The sequence below is a fragment of the Citrobacter sp. JUb117 genome (assembly GCF_024809055.1).
Classification (GTDB): domain Bacteria; phylum Pseudomonadota; class Gammaproteobacteria; order Enterobacterales; family Enterobacteriaceae; genus Citrobacter; species Citrobacter gillenii.
Map to the genome: position 1 here is coordinate 336,476 of NZ_JANUFB010000006.1, position 18,949 is coordinate 355,424.

13 protein-coding genes are annotated in these 18,949 nt (G+C 54.6%); 4 read left to right on the forward strand and 9 right to left on the reverse strand.

Going from position 1 to position 18,949, the window contains the following annotated elements:
• The first annotated feature begins 53 nt into the window (after positions 1-53).
• Positions 54-812 (forward strand): DeoR/GlpR family transcriptional regulator, encoded by a 759-nt coding sequence (locus tag M2374_RS16045; RefSeq protein WP_096759257.1) that lies wholly within the window; start codon positions 54-56, stop codon positions 810-812.
• 41 nt (positions 813-853) lie between these two features.
• Here M2374_RS16045 and malT read toward each other — a convergent pair whose 3' ends face one another.
• Positions 854-3,559 carry an HTH-type transcriptional regulator MalT gene (gene malT / locus M2374_RS16050; RefSeq protein ID WP_115257291.1) on the reverse strand — a complete coding sequence of 902 codons (2,706 nt, stop codon included), beginning with the start codon at positions 3,557-3,559 and terminating at the stop codon, positions 854-856.
• A gap of 631 nt (positions 3,560-4,190) precedes the next feature.
• On the opposite strand from malT, the gene malP reads away from it, so the two are divergent.
• Together malP and malQ are read left to right on the forward strand one after the other, a co-directional pair.
• Complete coding sequence (gene malP / locus M2374_RS16055) at positions 4,191-6,584, forward strand: maltodextrin phosphorylase (protein ID WP_135911284.1); 2,394 nt, start codon at positions 4,191-4,193, stop codon at positions 6,582-6,584.
• A 12-nt stretch (positions 6,585-6,596) separates the two neighbouring features.
• Positions 6,597-8,684 (forward strand): 4-alpha-glucanotransferase, encoded by a 2,088-nt coding sequence (gene malQ / locus M2374_RS16060; protein WP_181688681.1) that lies wholly within the window; start codon positions 6,597-6,599, stop codon positions 8,682-8,684.
• Between the two features lie 31 nt (positions 8,685-8,715).
• On the opposite strand, the gene gntT is transcribed toward malQ, so the two are convergent.
• From gntT to gntX, 3 genes are all read right to left on the reverse strand, one after another.
• The gene (gene gntT, locus M2374_RS16065; RefSeq protein WP_045448464.1) at positions 8,716-10,032 is read right to left on the reverse strand and encodes a gluconate transporter; all 1,317 of its coding nucleotides are present in this window, start codon (positions 10,030-10,032) and stop codon (positions 8,716-8,718) included.
• A 361-nt stretch (positions 10,033-10,393) separates the two neighbouring features.
• A complete protein-coding gene (gene nfuA, locus M2374_RS16070) occupies positions 10,394-10,969 on the reverse strand; it encodes a Fe-S biogenesis protein NfuA (protein ID WP_096759262.1) in 576 nt (191 codons plus the stop codon).
• A gap of 58 nt (positions 10,970-11,027) precedes the next feature.
• The gene (gntX, locus tag M2374_RS16075; RefSeq protein ID WP_181506454.1) at positions 11,028-11,711 is read right to left on the reverse strand and encodes a DNA utilization protein GntX; all 684 of its coding nucleotides are present in this window, start codon (positions 11,709-11,711) and stop codon (positions 11,028-11,030) included.
• Between the two features lie 37 nt (positions 11,712-11,748).
• Here gntX and bioH point away from each other — a divergent pair, with 37 nt between their 5' ends.
• Entirely contained in the window at positions 11,749-12,519 is a 771-nt protein-coding gene (bioH, locus tag M2374_RS16080; protein ID WP_181618412.1) for a pimeloyl-ACP methyl ester esterase BioH, read from the forward strand.
• A 76-nt stretch (positions 12,520-12,595) separates the two neighbouring features.
• On the opposite strand, the gene feoC is transcribed toward bioH, so the two are convergent.
• The 5 genes from feoC to greB form a co-directional block, all read right to left on the reverse strand.
• The gene (gene feoC, locus M2374_RS16085) at positions 12,596-12,832 is read right to left on the reverse strand and encodes a [Fe-S]-dependent transcriptional repressor FeoC (protein WP_096759504.1); all 237 of its coding nucleotides are present in this window, start codon (positions 12,830-12,832) and stop codon (positions 12,596-12,598) included.
• A gap of 10 nt (positions 12,833-12,842) precedes the next feature.
• The gene (feoB, locus tag M2374_RS16090; protein ID WP_115257295.1) at positions 12,843-15,161 is read right to left on the reverse strand and encodes a Fe(2+) transporter permease subunit FeoB; all 2,319 of its coding nucleotides are present in this window, start codon (positions 15,159-15,161) and stop codon (positions 12,843-12,845) included.
• Between the two features lie 18 nt (positions 15,162-15,179).
• The gene (feoA, locus tag M2374_RS16095) at positions 15,180-15,407 is read right to left on the reverse strand and encodes a ferrous iron transporter A (RefSeq protein WP_115257296.1); all 228 of its coding nucleotides are present in this window, start codon (positions 15,405-15,407) and stop codon (positions 15,180-15,182) included.
• Positions 15,408-15,837: 430 nt separating this feature from the next.
• Positions 15,838-18,174 (reverse strand): Tex family protein, encoded by a 2,337-nt coding sequence (locus tag M2374_RS16100; protein WP_181688682.1) that lies wholly within the window; start codon positions 18,172-18,174, stop codon positions 15,838-15,840.
• 96 nt (positions 18,175-18,270) lie between these two features.
• Complete coding sequence (gene greB / locus M2374_RS16105) at positions 18,271-18,744, reverse strand: transcription elongation factor GreB (RefSeq protein ID WP_003023524.1); 474 nt, start codon at positions 18,742-18,744, stop codon at positions 18,271-18,273.
• Positions 18,745-18,949: the final 205 nt, after the last annotated feature.

Genomic DNA, 18,949 nt, shown 5'->3' on the forward strand with positions numbered 1-18,949 from the left:
ACTGTAGGCCGGATAAGCGCTAGCGCCATCCGGCAAAATTCCAGGGAACAATAATGAAACAAACACAACGACATGACGCGATCATTGAACTGGTAAAAAAACAGGGATACGTCAGCACTGAGGAGTTGGTGGAGCATTTCTCCGTCAGCCCACAAACGATTCGCCGGGACCTTAACGACCTGGCCGATCAGAACATGATTTTGCGCCACCACGGCGGCGCGGCGTTGCCATCCAGCTCGGTGAATACCCCCTGGCATGATCGTAAGGCCACGCAGACGGCAGAAAAAGAGCGCATTGCCCGTAAGGTCGCCACGCAGATCCCGAACGGCTCCACGCTGTTTATTGACATTGGTACCACGCCGGAAGCCGTCGCTCACGCGCTGCTGAACCATAGCAACTTGCGTATTGTGACCAACAACCTCAACGTGGCCAATACGCTGATGGTGAAAGAAGATTTCCGCATTATTCTGGCCGGGGGCGAACTGCGTAGCCGCGATGGCGGCATTATGGGCGAAGCCACCCTCGACTTTATTTCACAGTTTCGTCTGGATTTCGGTATTTTGGGGATCAGCGGTATCGACAGCGATGGTTCATTGCTGGAATTTGATTACCACGAAGTCCGCACCAAACGCGCCATTATTGAGAATTCACGGCATGTAATGCTGGTGGTGGATCATTCGAAGTTTGGTCGAAATGCAATGGTGAATATGGGCAGCATCAGCATGGTGGACGCCGTGTATACCGACACCCTGCCGCCCGCGGGCGTGATGCAGGTGATTGCCGACCACCATATTCAGCTGGAGTTGTGCTAAGCCAGCGACAGGCCCGGTAAGCGTTAACGCCTCCGGGCTAATTACACCCCGTACCCCATCATCTTCAACAGTTTTTGCGCATGCTGTACCGCGTCCTGGCGGTGAGCCACGCCGAGTTTTTGGTACAAATTGCGGATGTGCGTTTTGATGGTCGTCGCGGCAACGGCCAGCTCACCGGCGATTTGCTCGTTGCTGTAGCCGGAATAAATCAGTCCTAACACCTGCCATTCGCGCTGGGTCAGCGGACTGGTGCGGATAAGCTCCGGGACTTCGGGATGGGTCAGCAGACGCTCCACGAACCCTTCATCAAAGTGGGCGAATTTGTGGCGGTGATGTTGGTTAATTTCACGCAGAATGCGCTGGGCGCGATGCTGATCGAGTTCCGGTAACGTATTAAGCTGGATTAGCTGGCGTAACTGCTGCGCCATCGCTTCGCCTTCAATCACAAAATGGCTGATAAACCCGGTACGATTCGCCAGCTGCAGTGCATCAAGTAACACGCGCTGTGCATCATTTTTGCGTCCAGCCTGCCAGTACAGCTGATTCAGCAACAACAGGTTGCGGTTGAGATCGCTCATCAGGCGCAGGTTGCGCGCATTTTCATTGAGTTCTTCCAGCACAATTTCTGCCGGTTCAAATTCACCGAGCAGGATCTGCGCACGGGCAATGTTACGCCACTGACCTTGCAGGAAGTGGTTGTTGGCAAACTCCGGTTTCGGCGTATGACGCAGCCAGTTGGCGGCCGAATTTTTGTCACCGACCATTTGCCAGTAAATCACGCGGACCTTATCGGCATTGGAGATCCAGTCGCTGTGATAATGTCCGTTGCCCAGCAGGTTTTCCAGACGGTTGAGCAAGCTGCGGGCATTGTCCAGATCGCCTCGCGCCAGCGAACACTGTACCAGCAGTGCCAGACACTGTAGCTGCTGCTGCGGCTGAAAGGTGGAAAGCAGTTCAATGCCGCTGCGGGCAGACGCTTCGGATTCGTCCAGCCGCGCCCAGGCCCACAGGAGCTGCGCGCGGATGCGTACCAGGAATTCATGCATAGGCAGCTGTTCCAGATGCTGCTCTTTCACCAGCTGGAAGGCTTTTTCCTGGGTTTCCCAGGCGGCTTGCAAAAAGCCCTGGGCAAATAAAATTTCGCTTTGTTGGATCAAACTCCACAACGCGTAATGCCAGACGTCATGATGACGCGCCATTTGCTCTGTTTGCTGCATTAATGACAGCGAGCGCGTCAGGTCGCCCTTACAGTGCAGGACTTCGCCGTGCACCGAGGTGGCGACGATACGGCTGTAGAACCAGGCGATCGGTAACTCATCCAGCGCCAGTTTTGCCAGACGCTCAGCTTCGTCAGGATTACCGTCGTTAATTGCTACCTGAGCACGCAGTGCATTAAATTCGGCATGCAGCGTTGGCTCCATATCACCTTTCATTTCCTGCTCAGCGCGCGCCAGCAGGGTATTCACTTCACTGTAGCGGTGCTGGCTCTGCATCAGCCAGGCCTGTAGCAGCACCAGGCGTGGATTTTCCAGCAGGCTTTCCCACGGCAGCGCTTTTAATGACTCTTCCAGCAGCGCCAGCTCGCTGTGGTTAAACAACCCCCACGCATGATTGAGCAGGATATCTCGCAGCATATGGGCGTCGCCTGCCGCCAGCGCATGGTGAATGGCTTCGCTGGGGAAACCTTGCTCCATCCAGCTTTCTGCAGCGGCGCGATGGATCTCGGGAAGTTCGGCCGCCAGTTCCCACTGACAGCGCTGGCGTAAGAAGTTACCAAACAGCGGGTGATAGCTAAACCATTCGCCGATGTCGTCCATCCGCTGCAGGAATAGTCCCTGACGCTCAATCTCTTCCAGCCGCATTTGGCCGTTCTCTTCCCCGGTCACCCGGACAATCAGCGCATCGTTCATGGAGCGTAATATGGCGCTTTTCAACAGGAAGTGGCGGGTACTGAGATCCACGCTGTCCAGCACTTCATCGACCAGATAATCTGATAAATGGCTGGCATTGATCCCGGCCAGGCGTCGTGCCGACTGGTGCGCGGAATGATTGTTCTGGCGTGCGGAAAGGGCGATCAGCTGTAATGCGGTAGCCCACCCGGCGACGTCATCGCACATGCGGCTGCTTTCCGCCGCTTCAATGGGGGAGGATAAACGTCGATCGAAGAACTGTTTCGCTTCCTGATGGTTGAAGGCCAGCTGTTGGCTGCCGATTTCCAATAGCTGATCGCGTACCCGCAGGTTGGCAATACCCAGCTGCGGTAGGTTACGTGACAGCACCACCAGCGTGAGATTCTCAGGTTGGTGGCGCAGGAAAAAACGCATGGCTTCGTGGATGGCCGGATTAGAGATTAAGTGATAATCATCCACCACCAGGTACAGCGGACGATGCCATTCTGCCAGTTCAATGAAGAGCTGAGCAAACAGTGAGGTCAGGCTGGCGTACTGGCGTTTTTGTACCATGGCTTCACTGGTCGTACAGTGTCCACCGGTCGCCTGTTGAATAGCGGCAATCAAATAGCTGGCAAAGCGTTCCTGCTGGTTATCACCCTCATCCAGTGAGAACCAGCCCAGTTCATTTTTCCCCGCCGCCCACTGTGAAACCAGCGTCGTTTTTCCATAACCAGCAGGACTTGTTACCAGGGCGAGCCTGAAATTGTTCGCGCCGGAAAGTTTAGCCAACAGGCGCTCACGAACCACCGTATGGTCGAGACGAACCGGACGACTTAATTTAGACGGAATCAACATATGTTAGTCACTTCACTGTGTGAAAATGGGGAAAATGATTTTTTTTGCGCTTCGTAATTAATAGCTATAAGGTCGGCCAGAAAGTCATTTTATGCAAGCTAAGCGGGTTTTTTGTGTGTCTGAATTTGCACTATGTCACAATTCTATACATCTATTGCAATAATTGCTCTTAGGGGCCACAAAGGCCGTGGCGACTGGGTTTGGCGTTATTCTGATGGTCGCGAAAATACCCACTCGTTTTTTATGACTCGTGTATTGTCCGTAATGTTGTCATGGGTATTCGCGATCGACTTAAAACTTTCGTGTGAAATATCTTAATCACTATATGTATTTCAGGTTAGAAACTGTTTCTCTGTTTACATATTTTTTCTCAACCGTATCCCGCTATTTGATATTGTCTGCTGAGTCCCGTTTGGTTAATGCGAAAAACCTGTCGCATTGGCAGGTATTTTATGTGGGTATTCTGCGTAACGACGGGCAATACCCTCTCCTTTAAGTGGCGGCGATCACATTTTTATGCTCATCCCCGCACCTCCTCCCTCCCTAATCCTCACCAGGATGAGGAAGGTCAACATTGAGCCTGGCAAACTAGCGATAACGTTGTTTATTACCTAAAGGATCTGGAACCTCTATGTCACAGCCAACCTTCAACAAAGATCTCTTTCAGGCGGCCCTGACTCGTCAGTGGCAGCGCTTTGGTTTACTGTCGGCTCACGAAATGACGTCACGTCAGTGGTGGCAGGCCGTGAGTGGGGCGTTGGCTGAATTGCTCAGCGCCCAGCCTGCGGTGAAACCCGCTAAAAACCAGCGCCATGTTAACTACATTTCGATGGAGTTTTTGATCGGTCGCCTGACGGGCAACAACCTGCTAAACCTGGGCTGGTATCAGGGAGTGAGCGATGAGCTGAAAGCGCACGACATCAATCTGACCGACCTGCTGGAAGAAGAAACCGACCCGGCGCTGGGTAACGGTGGGCTGGGACGCCTGGCGGCCTGCTTCCTCGACTCAATGGCAACGGTCGGCCAGTCCGCGACGGGCTACGGCCTGAATTACCAGTACGGTCTGTTCCGTCAGTCGTTTGCTGATGGCCAACAGATGGAAGCGCCGGACGACTGGCATCGCGGAAGCTATCCGTGGTTCCGTCATAACGAGGCGCTGGATGTGCAGGTCGGTATTGGCGGCAAAGTCAGCAAAGAAGGTCACTGGACGCCCGGGTTTATCATCACCGGCCAGGCCTGGGATCTGCCGGTGCTCGGTTATCGTAACGGCGTGGCGCAACCGCTGCGTCTGTGGCAGGCCAGCCACGCGCATCCGTTTAACCTGACCAAATTCAACGACGGCGATTTCCTGCGTGCAGAGCAGCAAGGTATCGACGCTGAAAAACTGACTAAAGTGCTCTACCCGAACGATAACCACACGGCGGGCAAGAAGCTGCGCCTGATGCAGCAGTACTTCCAGTGTGCTTGTTCGGTAGCCGATATTCTGCGCCGCCATCACCTGGCAGGGCGTAAGCTGCATCAACTGGCTGATTTCGAAGTCATTCAGCTGAACGACACCCACCCGACCATCGCCATTCCTGAGCTGCTGCGCGTGCTGATTGACGAGCATCAGATGAGCTGGGACGACGCGTGGGCGATTACCAGCAAAACGTTCGCATATACCAACCATACGCTGATGCCGGAAGCGCTGGAGTGCTGGGATGAGAAACTGATAAAAGCGCTGCTGCCGCGCCATATGCAAATCATCAAAGAGATTAACGACCGCTTTAAGACGCTGGTGGATAAAACCTGGCCTGGCGACGATGCGGTTTGGGCGAAGCTGGCAGTCGTGCACAACAAGCAGGTACGCATGGCGAACCTGTGCGTGGTTAGCGGCTTTGCTGTTAACGGCGTAGCGGCGCTGCACTCTGATCTGGTCGTGAAAGACTTGTTCCCGGAATATCACCAGCTGTGGCCGAACAAATTCCATAACGTGACTAACGGTATTACGCCGCGCCGCTGGATTAAACAGTGCAACCCGGCACTTGCTGCGTTGTTGGATAAATCGCTGAAGAAAGAGTGGGCCAACGATCTTGACCAGTTGATCAACCTGGAAAAATACGCCGACGACGCTAAGTTCCGTCAGCAGTATCGCGACATCAAGCTGGCGAACAAACAGCGCCTGGTGGCGTTTATTAAAGCGCGTACCGGTATTGAGATAACTACCGACGCCATCTTTGATATTCAGATCAAACGTCTGCATGAGTACAAACGCCAGCACCTGAATCTGCTGCATATTCTGGCGTTGTACAAAGAAATTCGTGAGAACCCGCAGGCAGATCGCGTCCCGCGCGTATTCCTGTTTGGCGCGAAAGCGGCACCGGGTTACTACCTGGCGAAGAACATCATCTTTGCTATCAACAAAGTGGCGGAAACCATTAATAACGATCCGCACGTCGGCGACAAGTTGAAGGTGGTATTCCTGCCGGATTACTGTGTCTCAGCGGCGGAAATGCTGATCCCGGCGGCGGATATCTCTGAGCAGATCTCGACGGCGGGCAAAGAAGCGTCTGGTACCGGCAACATGAAGCTGGCGCTGAACGGAGCGTTAACGGTGGGCACGCTGGACGGGGCTAACGTCGAAATCGCCGAGAAAGTGGGTGATGAAAACATCTTTATCTTTGGCCACACCGTGGAAGAGGTGAAGGCGCTGAAGGCGAAAGGCTATGACCCGGTGAAATGGCGCAAGAAAGACAAAGTGCTGGATGCGGTACTGAAAGAGCTGGAAAGCGGCAAATACAGCAACGGTGATAAACACGCCTTTGATCAGATGTTGCACAGCATCGGTAAGCAGGGTGGTGACCCGTATCTGGTGATGGCCGACTTCGCCGCCTACGTTGAAGCCCAGAAGCAGGTTGATGTGTTGTACCGTGACCAGGAGGCCTGGACCCGGGCGGCGATCCTGAATACCGCACGCTGTGGCATGTTCAGCTCGGATCGCTCCATCCGCGATTATCAGGCTCGTATCTGGCAGGCAAAACGCTAATAAGGAACCGCGATGGAAGGCAAACGTCTGGATAATGCCGCGCTGGCGGCGGGGATCAGCCCCAATTACATTAATGCCCACGGTAAACCGCAGTCTATTGGCGCCGATACCAAACGGCGTTTGCTTGACGCCATGCATCGTACTACCGCCGCCACGAAAGTGGCGGTGACTCCGGTGCCAAACGTGATGGTGTATACCGTCGGCAAAAAAATGCCGCTGACGGTTGAAGGGAGTGGTGAATTTAGCTGGCTGCTGACCACCGAAGACGGTGTGCAGCACAAAGGGCATGTCACTGGCGGTAAATCTTTTCAGCTTCCGGCGAAGTTGCCGGAGGGGTATCACACGCTCACCCTGACTCAGGACGAAGCGCGCAGCCATTGCCGCATCATCGTCGCGCCAAAACGTTGCTATGAGCCGCAGGCGCTGCTGGCCGGGCAAAAGCTGTGGGGTGCCTGCGTCCAGCTTTATACCCTGCGTTCAGAGAACAATTGGGGGATTGGTGATTTTGGCGATCTGAAGGCGATGCTGCCGGAAGTGGCTAAACGCGGCGGGGCGTTTATTGGCCTCAACCCGATCCACGCGCTGTATCCGGCGAACCCGGAGAGCGCCAGCCCGTATAGCCCGTCTTCGCGCCGTTGGTTGAACGTGATCTACATTGATGTGAATGCGGTAGAGGACTTCCGTCTGAGCAAAGCGGCGCAGAGCTGGTGGCAGAAGCCAGCCACGCAGCAAGCTCTGCAACAGGCCCGCGATGCCGAGTGGGTGGATTACACCACAGTGACCACGCTGAAGATGACCGCGCTACGTCTGGCATGGAAAGGGTTCTCCGTGCGTGATGATGAGCAGATGGCGGCATTCCGTCGTTTTGTGGCTCAGGAAGGTGAAAGTCTTTACTGGCAGGCGGCGTTCGACGCGCTGCATGCATATCAGGTGAAAGAAGATGAGTCGCGCTGGGGTTGGCCTGCGTGGCCGGAAGACTTCCGGACGGTGGACTCACCGGCGGTGAAACAGTTCTGCGCAGAGCACCGCGATGAAGTGGATTTCTACCTCTGGCTACAGTGGCTGGCGTATACCCAGTTTGCTGCCTGTTGGGAAACCAGTCAGGGCTTTGCAATGCCTATCGGGTTGTACCGCGATCTGGCGGTCGGCGTAGCAGAAGGTGGGGCGGAAACCTGGTGTGACCGTGAGCTGTACTGCCTGAAAGCGTCCGTTGGTGCACCGCCGGATATTCTTGGTCCGCTCGGTCAGAACTGGGGCCTGCCGCCGATGGATCCGCATATCATCACCGCGCGCGCCTATGAGCCGTTTATCGAGCTGCTGCGTGCCAATATGCAGAACTGCGGGGCGCTGCGTATTGACCATGTAATGTCGATGCTGCGTTTGTGGTGGATCCCCTACGGCGAAACCGCCGATCACGGCGCCTACGTGCATTATCCGGTCGACGACCTGCTTTCTATTCTGGCGCTGGAAAGTCAACGTCATCACTGTATGGTGATTGGTGAAGACCTGGGTACTGTACCGGTAGAAATTGTCAGCAAGCTGCGTGACAGCGGCGTGTATTCCTACAAAGTGCTCTATTTTGAGAATGACCATGAGAAGAACTTCCGCGCGCCGCAGGCGTACCCGGAACAATCAATGGCAGTCGCGGCGACGCATGACCTTCCTACGCTTAAAGGCTATTGGGACAGCGGTGATCTGACGCTCGGTAAAACGCTGGGGCTGTACCCGGATGAAGTTGTGCTGCGCGGGTTGTATCAGGACCGTGAACTGGCGAAGCAGGGCCTGTTGGATGCGCTGCACAAATACGGCTGTCTGCCAAAACGCGCCGGACACAAGGCGTCGTTGATGTCGATGAAGCCGATCCTCAACCGGGGTATGCAGCGCTATATCGCCGACAGCAACAGCGCCCTACTGGGCCTGCAGCCGGAGGACTGGCTGGATATGGCGGAGCCGGTCAATATTCCGGGGACCAGCGACCAGTACAAAAACTGGCGGCGTAAGCTGACGACGACGCTTGAGGCGATGTTTGCCGATGGTGGGGTGAACAAGCTGATTAAGGATTTGGACAAACGGCGAAAAGCTGCCGCGAAGAAGAAGTAAAAAAAGCCGGGAAAATCCCGGCTTTTTTACATCAGATAGCCATATTTAGCAGCAGGCATCCTACCAGACCGCATACCGAAATAATGGTTTCCAGCATTGACCATGACTTGATGGTCTCGCCGATGGTCAGGTTGAAGTATTCCTTGAACAGCCAGAAGCCCGGATCGTTCACGTGGGAGAAGATGACGGAGCCGGAGCCTACTGCAATAACCATCAGCTCAGGGCTCACGCCGGTCGTTGCAATCAGCGGTGCCACAATCCCACCTGCGGTGATGGCTGCCACGGTAGCAGAACCCAGTGCGATACGCAGTACAGCGGCAATTGACCATGCCATCAGCAGCGGAGAGACGTTGGTTTCATGCATCATAGAGGCGATGTATTTGTCGACGCCGCTATCCACCAGTACCTGTTTGAACGCACCGCCACCGCCGATAATCAGCAGCATCATTGCGATGATCTTGATGGAGGACACCAGCGTGTCGTTAATCTGATCCATCGAACGTCCACGGTTCAGACCAAAGGTGAACATCGCAATCAGAACGGCAATCAGCGTTGCCATAACCGGGTCACCGAGGAACTCTGCAACCGGCAGGAAGGCATGGCCTTTCGGCAGGATCATCTCCGCGATAGCACGCATCGCCATCAGCACGACCGGAACCAGAGAGGTCCAGACGCTGACGCCAAAGCCTGGCATTTCTTCTTCAGTGAAGGTTTTTGCGCTGTACAGACCTTCCGGGATTGGCTTATCAATGCCCTTCAGGAAACGCGCATACACCGGACCCGCCAGAATAACGGTCGGGATCGCCAGAATCGTACCAAACAGCAGGGTTTTACCCATATCGGCGTGGAAAATGGTGGCAATTGCGGTCGGACCCGGGTGTGGCGGCAAGAAGCCGTGGGTCACAGACAGCGCAGCGGCCATTGGCACACCGACATACAGCAGCGGGATGTTCGCGGCGGCAGCGATGGTGAATACCAGCGGCAGCATCAGCACGAAGCCCACTTCGTAGAACAGCGCAAAGCCCACGGTGAAGCCGGTTAATACCACGGCCCACTGGATGTGCTTTTTGCCGAATTTAGCAATCAGCGTGGTGGCAATACGTTGCGCACCGCCGCAGTCTGCCAGCATTTTGCCCAACATGGCGCCAAAACCCATAATCAGGGCGAGGCTACCAAGGGTTCCGCCGACGCCGGCTTTAATTGAACCGATGACTTTATCCAGTGGCATCCCTTGCATCAATCCGACAGCAAGCGCCACCAGGACGAGAGCGATGAAGCCGTTCATTTTGAAACGGATCATCAGGAGGAGTAACAAGATTACACCGATAGCAACGATGACTAATGGCATGATTTACCTGGCCTTTACTTTGTTATGGGTAACGTCAGTGTTTAGATGACAAATTCTGATTGTCCCGACCGGGAACAGAGTTATTACGGCACCAATGCTGATTGCCTTCAAAACTACGTAGTTTAGCTGGCTGTTATGAGTGTTCCAGGTGCGTGCGATAATGATACGGGTAACATGTAGTGATTGAAAATCACCTGGGCAGGCAAAATTTAAATTATGAGAGGCAGGTCAAATTATAGGGGGGTTGTTGCAGGACATATGCGGAGAAATGCAGGGGTGTAGGCCGGATAACGCGTTTACGCTGCCATCCGGCACCAATGCCCGATGACGACGCTGATGCGTCTTATCGGGCCTACGGATACTAGTAGTAAGAGTGCTCGCCGCGCTGGTGTTCGGTCAAATCGCGAACGCCTTTCAGCTCAGGGAATTCAGCCAGCAGCTGCTTCTCGATGCCTTCTTTCAGTGTGACATCGACCATTGAACAGCCGTTACAGCCGCCACCGAATTGCAGAATTGCGTAGCCTTCGTCGGTGATTTCCATCAAGGAGACACGGCCACCGTGGCCAGCCAGCTGTGGGTTAATCTGTGACTGCAGCATGTACTCCACGCGTTCCATCAGCGGTGCGTCATCAGACACTTTACGCATTTTAGCATTAGGTGCTTTCAGGGTTAGCTGGGAGCCTAACTGGTCGGTAACAAAATCAATTTCTGCCTCTTCCAGGTACGGTGCGCTCAGTTCATCAACGTAAGCGGTCAGCAGGTCAAATTTAATGGCGGTGTCGGTTGCTTCCACGGCGTCCGGCGGGCAATAAGAAACGCCGCATTCAGCGTTAGGCGTGCCGGGATTAATCACAAATACGCGAATTTGTGTCCCTTCTTCCTGATTTGCCAACAGTTTGGCAAAGTGCGCTTGTGCAGCATCGGAAATATGGATCATAGTAATGGCCTAATAGTTGACTATTTTACTTGGTTATAATACGCCCATCATCGAGGCTCTACAAGGTTCGACACAGGCACCATACCTGGACAGTCGCCGCGCCGTTGCGTAAAAGCAGCTGCGCGATCTCCGCGACGGTACTTCCGGTAGTGACGACATCATCCACAACAACCATATGGAGTCCCTGCACCGGCAATTCAAGGCGAAACGCATTTTTCAGGTTGCGTTTGCGTAATCGGGCGCTGAGATGGTGCTGTGTGGCGGTGGGGCGAGTTCGTGTGATGGCCTGACCGTCCCAGTCGCAGCCCAGCCAGCGTGCCAGTGAGCGACACAGTAAGTCACTTTGATTAAATCCCCTGCGCCAATGGCGGCGTTGCCAGAGTGGAACGCTAATCAGCCGATCCGGCAGGGGAAGGTCACGGGTACGGCGAGCCTGCAATACCTCCAGCAACATCAAGCGCGACAGTGCGGGGGCGATGTCACTACGCCGGGAAAACTTCAGCTGGTGGATAAGCCCGCTCAGCGGTGGCACGTAGTCACTGACCGCGATCAGTCGCTGCCACGGCGGCGGCTTTTGCAGGCAGCGTCCGCAGGGAATATCGGGGTGGGCGGCGGGCAGCCCGCACTGTGGGCACAGGCAGACATGTTGACACGTCGCACGCGTGCAAACGGAACACATTCCCCAGTGCCCGAGCATTAACGGCATTCGGCATAGCCAGCACAATCCTGGTACTGTTAGCATAGGTTCATCCTTGTTGGTCAAAAGAGAACAGTAACTGATGAATGACATCTGGTGGCAGACCCGGGGTTCGGGAAATTGCCATCTTGTGCTGCTGCACGGATGGGGACTGAATGCGGAAGTCTGGCATTGCATAAGTGAGGAATTAAGCTCGCATTTTACGCTGCACCTGGTTGATTTACCGGGATTTGGGCGCAGTCAGGGTTTTGGTGCGATGCCGCTGGAAGAAATGGCGGAGTGCGTTTTGCAACAGGCTCCGGAGAAAGCCATCTGGCTGGGCTGGAGTCTGGGCGGATTGGTGGCGAGTCAGGTGGCGTTGACCCATCCTGAGCGCGTGCAGGCGCTGGTTACCGTCGCCTCTTCGCCATGCTTTAGCGCACGCGATGAGTGGCCTGGTATTAAGCCCGAAGTGCTGGCGGGCTTCCAGCAGCAGCTTAGCGAAGACTTCCAGCGGACGGTGGAGCGTTTCCTGGCACTGCAAACGATGGGGACGGAGACGGCGCGTCAGGATGCGCGAGCGCTGAAGAAAACGGTGCTGGCGTTACCGATGCCGGATGTGGCGGTGCTGAATGGTGGGCTGGAGATCCTGAAAACGGTCGACCTGCGTGAGCCGCTCTGCGCCCTGGACATGCCGTTCCTGCGTTTGTACGGCTATCTCGATGGTCTGGTGCCGCGTAAAGTCGTGCCGATGCTGGATGCACTGTGGCCGCAGAGTGAGTCGTTGATATTCGCCAAAGCGGCACATGCGCCGTTTATTTCGCATCCTGCTGAGTTCTGTGCCGCGCTGGTGGCGTTGAAGCAGCAGATCTAGCGCCGTATCCCGCTCGGGGATTGGGGGCTATTTGTAGGCCGGATAAGTGTAGCGCCATCCGGCCTATTGCAACAGGTTAGCGCAATGCCCACCACTCGCGCAGACAGGCTTTCCCTTCAGGGCAACTCTTGCAGCTTCCAGAAAGACACCCGTCGGCATCTTCCTGAATACGCACGGCTTTACCCATCTGTTCTAACTGATTCAGCATGGCGTCAATCATCGGCTGCGGGGTGTGCAGCGTATGGCTGATTTGTGTTGCCTCCATACGCCCCCGCAGAGCCAGTAAATCACGTACCTGAATAAGCGATGCCATCATTCACCGCCTAGTGGCAATCGCCGGTGGTGCTGGCACAGCAGGAACCTGGCGTCTTATTGGTCGCCAGCAGTTCGATATCTACCCGACTGCGTGCGCGGCGCAGCATTCCCAGCAGCACGATGTTAAACAGAATGACGGTTAAAATGCACACCAGACTGTAGGTCGGATGCTCTTTGTAGCTGACCGTCTGGTAAAACAGCGTCGACAGAGAGTAGGCGATGTTCAGTCCCCACAGAATGGAGAAGCCCATCCAGCCACGGCTGGATTCACGAGCAATAGCGCCCATTACCGAAATGCACGGAACATACAGCAGCACGAAAATCAGGTAACTGTACGCGGCGGCGGCGCTGCCGAACTTCGCACCCATCACGCCCATTGCGCCGGTTGCCATCTCACCGTCGCCTTTGCTGGCTTCGATAGGGTTAGCCAGCACGCTCAGGCTGAAGGTGTCTTTCAGACTTTGCCAGGTTTCACCCAGCGCACCTGCCAACTCGTCACCGAGGTTGAACTCGGCTGGGTTGAACTCTTCTTCCTGAATATTTTCTGCGGTATAGAGCGTATTCAGCGTACCGACAACCACTTCTTTTGCCATGGCTCCGGTGAACAGACCCACGGTGGCCTGCCAGTTATCTTCGTGTACGCCAATCGGTTTGAAGATAGGGGTGATTACGCGACTGACGGACGCCAGCGCCGAGTCGTTGATGTTATCGACGATTTTTCCGCTCAGGGAGAAACTGTTAAACGCGCTGAGGAAAATACTGACGATGATGATGACTTTACCGGCGCGCAGGACAAAGCCTTTCAGCCGCTGCCAGGTCTGAATGACCAGGCTTTTAACGTGCGGTACATGGTAAACCGGCAGCTCCATCACGAACGGTGTGGCTTCGCCACGCATAATGGTGTGCTTGAGCATCAGGCCGGTCAGTACCGCCATGACGATACCCAGTACGTACAATGAGAAGACGGCCAGCGCGCCGTTCTGGCCAAAGAACGCCGCAGCAAACACGGCGAAAATCGCCAGACGCGCACCGCAGGACATAAACGGCGCCATCATGATGGTCATCAGACGTTCACGCGGTGCATCCAGCGTGCGTGCGCCCATCACGGAAGGGACGTTACAGCCGAAGCCGACAATTAGCGGGACAAACGATTTACCCGGTAATCCCAGTGCCTGCATCAAACGATCCATCACAAACGCAGCACGCGCCATATAGCCGGAGTCTTCGAGGAACGAGAGGAACAGGTACATCATGCCGATTTGCGGCACCAGCGGCAGCACGGTGTTAATCCCGCCGCCAAGACCCTGCGCCAGGAAGATGGTTAACCAGTCCGGGAAGTGCAGGGTGTAGCCAATCCACTGAATACCATGGATAAAGAGTGCCACGGAACCGACGTCAAACAGCGGCTGCAGCGCGCCACCGATGTTAATGGCGAGCAGGAACATCAGGTACATCACGAACAGAAATACTGGCAGGCCGAGGAAGCGGTTAAGTACGACCTTATCGACCGCGGTGGTGAAGCGGCTTGGCTCTGCGGTCAGGGTGTTGCTGACGGTATCGCAGATGGCGGCAATGCACTGGTAACGTGCATCAGCAATATGCAGCGCCGGATCGTCCATTGTTTCACTCAGGCGAGTCAGCGCGGCATCCAGATTTTGTGCCGCATCACCCGCGTAGGCGCGGCTGTAGATATCGCCTTCCAGCATCTGCAGACCGAGCCAGCGACGTTGTTGCTGCGGCATCTCTTTGGCCATCGCGTCAGCCAGAGACTCGGCTTCACGCAGCAGCGGTTGGGCATAATGTACCAGCTCGACGGTGTCGTTTTCTTTGTAGCGATCGATAGCCAGCTTCAGTGCTTCAATCCCGCGACCACGGGTTGAGACCAGCGGCACCACCGGGCAGCCCAGACGGGCGGAAAGGGCGTCGATATCAATCCGGATTTGCTGCTTCTCAGCAATGTCCAGCATGTTCAGCGCGACGATGCAGGGGATCCCCAGTTCAAGCAGTTGCAGCGTCAGGTAGAGGTTACGCTCGAGGTTTGAGGCATCAACCACGTTGATCAGCAGGTCAGCGTCGCCGCTTAAGATATAGTGACAGGCAATTTGCTCATCGAGGGAGGTCTGCGATGAGATTGTCGTCAAAGAATAGGTGCCGGGTAAATCCACCAGCGTAACCTGATGGTCAGTTGTCGAGAAATGACCTTCTTTGCGCTCAACGGTAACGCCAGCCCAGTTACCCACACGCTGACGCGCGCCGGTAAGCTGATTGAATAATGTTGTCTTGCCGGAATTAGGATTACCAATTAAACCAATGGTTAGTTTTTTCATTTTTATAGACTCACTGTATTAACAGGAAACCGCTTCCACTTCTAATAACGCCAGATCTTTTTTCCGCAACACCAGGCTGACTCGGCGTGTTTCAATATGGATAGGATCGCCTAATGGGGCGACGCGAACCACATTGAACGATGAGCCTGGCAGCATGCCGAGCGACAAGAGCTTCTGCCGGTACGCCGGGCTGATATCACGAGAAAAACCGGTAATTTTCCAAGCAGTGTCTGGAGTGAATTGCATAGGGACCTACTTATATCTCGCTAACTGGATGATTACCTCATGGGGCGAAAGGCGGCATGAGACCAGATGATTAGCCAACGAAGGAAAGAGTAAATAATCAACAAAACAATGATAATGAGAATGGTTTCTATCATCAATAGAATAAATGTGACGGAATGTTGGATTGGCGAATAATTTGAGTCAATTTTGATATGGCTCAACATTTATTCAGGTCTGACATGAATGATTCGAGGGAGAAACTATTGGAATTTATTAATGTTTAATTAAGGTTTCAGCTGTTAATAAAGTGATAAATATATTGTGACGGAAAGCGATAAATATATTAAATAGGCCGGATGGCAACGCTCGCGCGTCTTATCCGGCCTACAAATTAATAACGACAAGTTGGCCGGCTAAGGTGTTTACACCGCCATCCGGCACACGCGTCACACTAGCGCTTTTTACCCATTGCCGCCGCCAGTGCATCCATCATCGCACTGTTACCGGCTGACTGCGCTTCACGACCACGGGGTTTTGCGGCTTTAGGCGCCGGGCGGTTAACCTGTGTGCGCTCGTTGTTGCCACCGCCGCCGCGACGGGCATTGGTTTCACCCGGCTGTTCGTCCAGACGCATGGTCAGGGCGATACGCTTACGCGGTAGATCAACCTCCAGCACTTTCACTTTCACAATGTCGCCGGCTTTTACCACGGTGTGCGGGTCTTCAACGAATTTGTTCGATAACGAGGAGATATGCACCAGACCGTCCTGATGAACGCCGATATCGACAAACGCACCAAAGTTGGTGACGTTGGTGACTGCGCCTTCCAGAATCATGCCCGGCAGCAGATCGTTCATGGTTTCTACGCCGTCAGCAAACTGTGCGGTTTTGAACTCAGGACGCGGGTCACGACCCGGTTTTTCCAGCTCTTTGATGATGTCGGTTACGGTCGGCACCCCGAAGCGCTCGTCGGTAAAGTCGGCTGCTTTCAGGTTACGCAATTCGGTGCTGTTGCCCATCAGGTCGCGCAGCGACTGCTCGGTGGCGGCCAGAATGCGTTCCACTATCGGATAGGCTTCCGGGTGAACGGTTGAGGCATCCAGCGGGTTATCGCCGTGGTTAATGCGCAGGAAGCCCGCGCACTGCTCAAAGGCTTTAGGCCCCAGACGGCTGACTTTTAGCAACTGTTGACGGTTCTGGAACTGACCGTTCTCATCACGCCAGGCAACAATGTTCTGCGCCATCATGCGGGTTAAACCGGCTACGCGAGTCAACAGCGGCACGGAGGCGGTATTCAGATCAACGCCGACGGCGTTTACGCAGTCCTCGACTACCGCATCCAATTTACGGGCAAGCTGGGTCTGGCTAACGTCGTGCTGGTACTGGCCGACACCGATCGATTTCGGGTCGATTTTCACCAGCTCGGCCAGCGGATCCTGCAGACGGCGGGCAATAGACACCGCACCGCGCAGGGAAACGTCGAGATCCGGGAACTCCAGTGCCGCCAGTTCAGAAGCAGAGTACACCGAGGCCCCGGCTTCGCTGACGATCACTTTTTGTGCGGTCACTTTCGGGAACTGTTTCTGCACGTCGAGGAAGAAGCGTTCGGTCTCACGCGATGCGGTACCGTTGCCAATCGCCACCAGCTCAACGTTGTATTTTTCGCACAGCGCGGCCACCGCAACGGCGGCTTTGGCTGCCTGTCCGGTATGGGGATAAATGGTGTCGGTCGCCACCAGCTTGCCGGTCCCGTCAACAACCGCGACCTTCACACCGGTACGCAGACCAGGATCGAGACCCATAGTGGCACGCAACCCGGCCGGAGCGGCCATCAGCAGGTCGTGCAGGTTGCGGGCAAAGACGTTAATGGCCTCATCTTCCGCACGTTCGCGCACGGTGCCCATCAGTTCGGTTTCGAGGTGCATCAGCACTTTGATGCGCCATGTCCAGCTGACAACGCCTTTACGCCAGCTGTCCGCCGGCGCGTTGTTCAGGCGCAGACCCAGATGATCGCGGATAATCTGCTCGCCGTGGCTCTCTTTTGGAGGCTCATCGAACTGCGGGTCAGCATTCAGAGAAAGCTGCAGCACGCCTTCGTTACGCCCGCGGAACATCGCCAGTGCTCGGTGAGAAGGAACGGTGGAAATAGGTTCGTGGTGATCGAAGTAGTCGCGGAATTTGGCGCCTTCGTCTTCTTTCCCGCTCACTACGATGGAAACCAGATGGGCGTTCTTCCACAGGTAATCACGGACTTTTGCCAGCAGCGCGGCGTCTTCGGCAAAACGCTCCATCAGAATGTAGCGCGCGCCGTCGAGCGCCGCTTTGGTATCCGCCACGCCGTTTTCGGCATTGATGTATTTGGCTGCTTCGGTTTCTGGGTCGTGAGAGGGATCGTTCCACAGCAGGTCGGCCAGCGGCTCAAGACCCGCTTCAATGGCGATTTGCCCACGGGTGCGGCGTTTAGGTTTGTACGGCAGGTAGAGGTCTTCGAGTTCGGTCTTACTTAACGTGCCGTTGATCGCTTTGGCCAGATCGTCGGTCAGTTTGCCTTGCTCGCCGATAGATTTGAGGATCGCCTGACGGCGGTCTTCCAGTTCCCGCAGATATCCCAGACGGGTCTCCAGATTACGCAGCTGCGTGTCATCCAGACCGCCGGTGATTTCCTTACGATAACGTGCGATAAACGGCACGGTGTTCCCTTCATCAAGCAGGCGAACGGCAGCTTCTACCTGTTCAGCACGAGCCTGAATTTCACCTGCGATAATGCGGCAGAAAGAATCATTCATCATGGATAGCTTCGTCTTTAGGATAAAAATCAGGGGATAGTTATACGGATTGACTGGCAAAAATGCCAGCCATCAGCAGGGGCTTCGGATTGTTCCGTCTTATTTAACGTACTCAATCTCATTCACGTACCAGCTTGCTTCTCCGCCAGGGGTGTTCACTACCGCGAGATCGCCGACCTCTTTTTTGAGCAGGGCGCGCGCCATCGGTGAGTCGATAGAGATGTAATCCTTACGGCCAAAGATTTCATCGTAGCCGACAATGCGAAATTTGCGGATGTCGCCGTCATCATTTTCAATCTCAACCCATGCGCCAAAGAACACTTTTCCTTCCTGCTGAGGGGAGTAATCGACAATTTTTAGATTCTCCATGCACTTGGTCAAATAACGGACGCGTCTGTCGATCTCGCGCAGGCGCTTTTTATTATACTGGTAGTCAGCGTTTTCGCTGCGGTCACCCAGACTGGCGGCCCAGGTCACTTTCTTGGTGACTTCCGGGCGCTCTTCACGCCAGAGGTAATTCAGCTCTTGTTTGAGTTTTTCATACCCTTCACGGGTTATCAGGGGCGTTTTCATCTTATTGTTTTACCTTGATTCTGTGATGATGCGCACAATTGGTATTACGTGAGCATATCAACAGAATAAATAATGTATTACGAGAAACATTGTATACTTAAGCTGCTGTTTAATATGCTTTGTAACAATTTAGCCTGGAATTCATACCAGAATTTGCTGGTTACTCAGGTGAGCTTTCTTAAGAATACACACTTACAATTGTTGC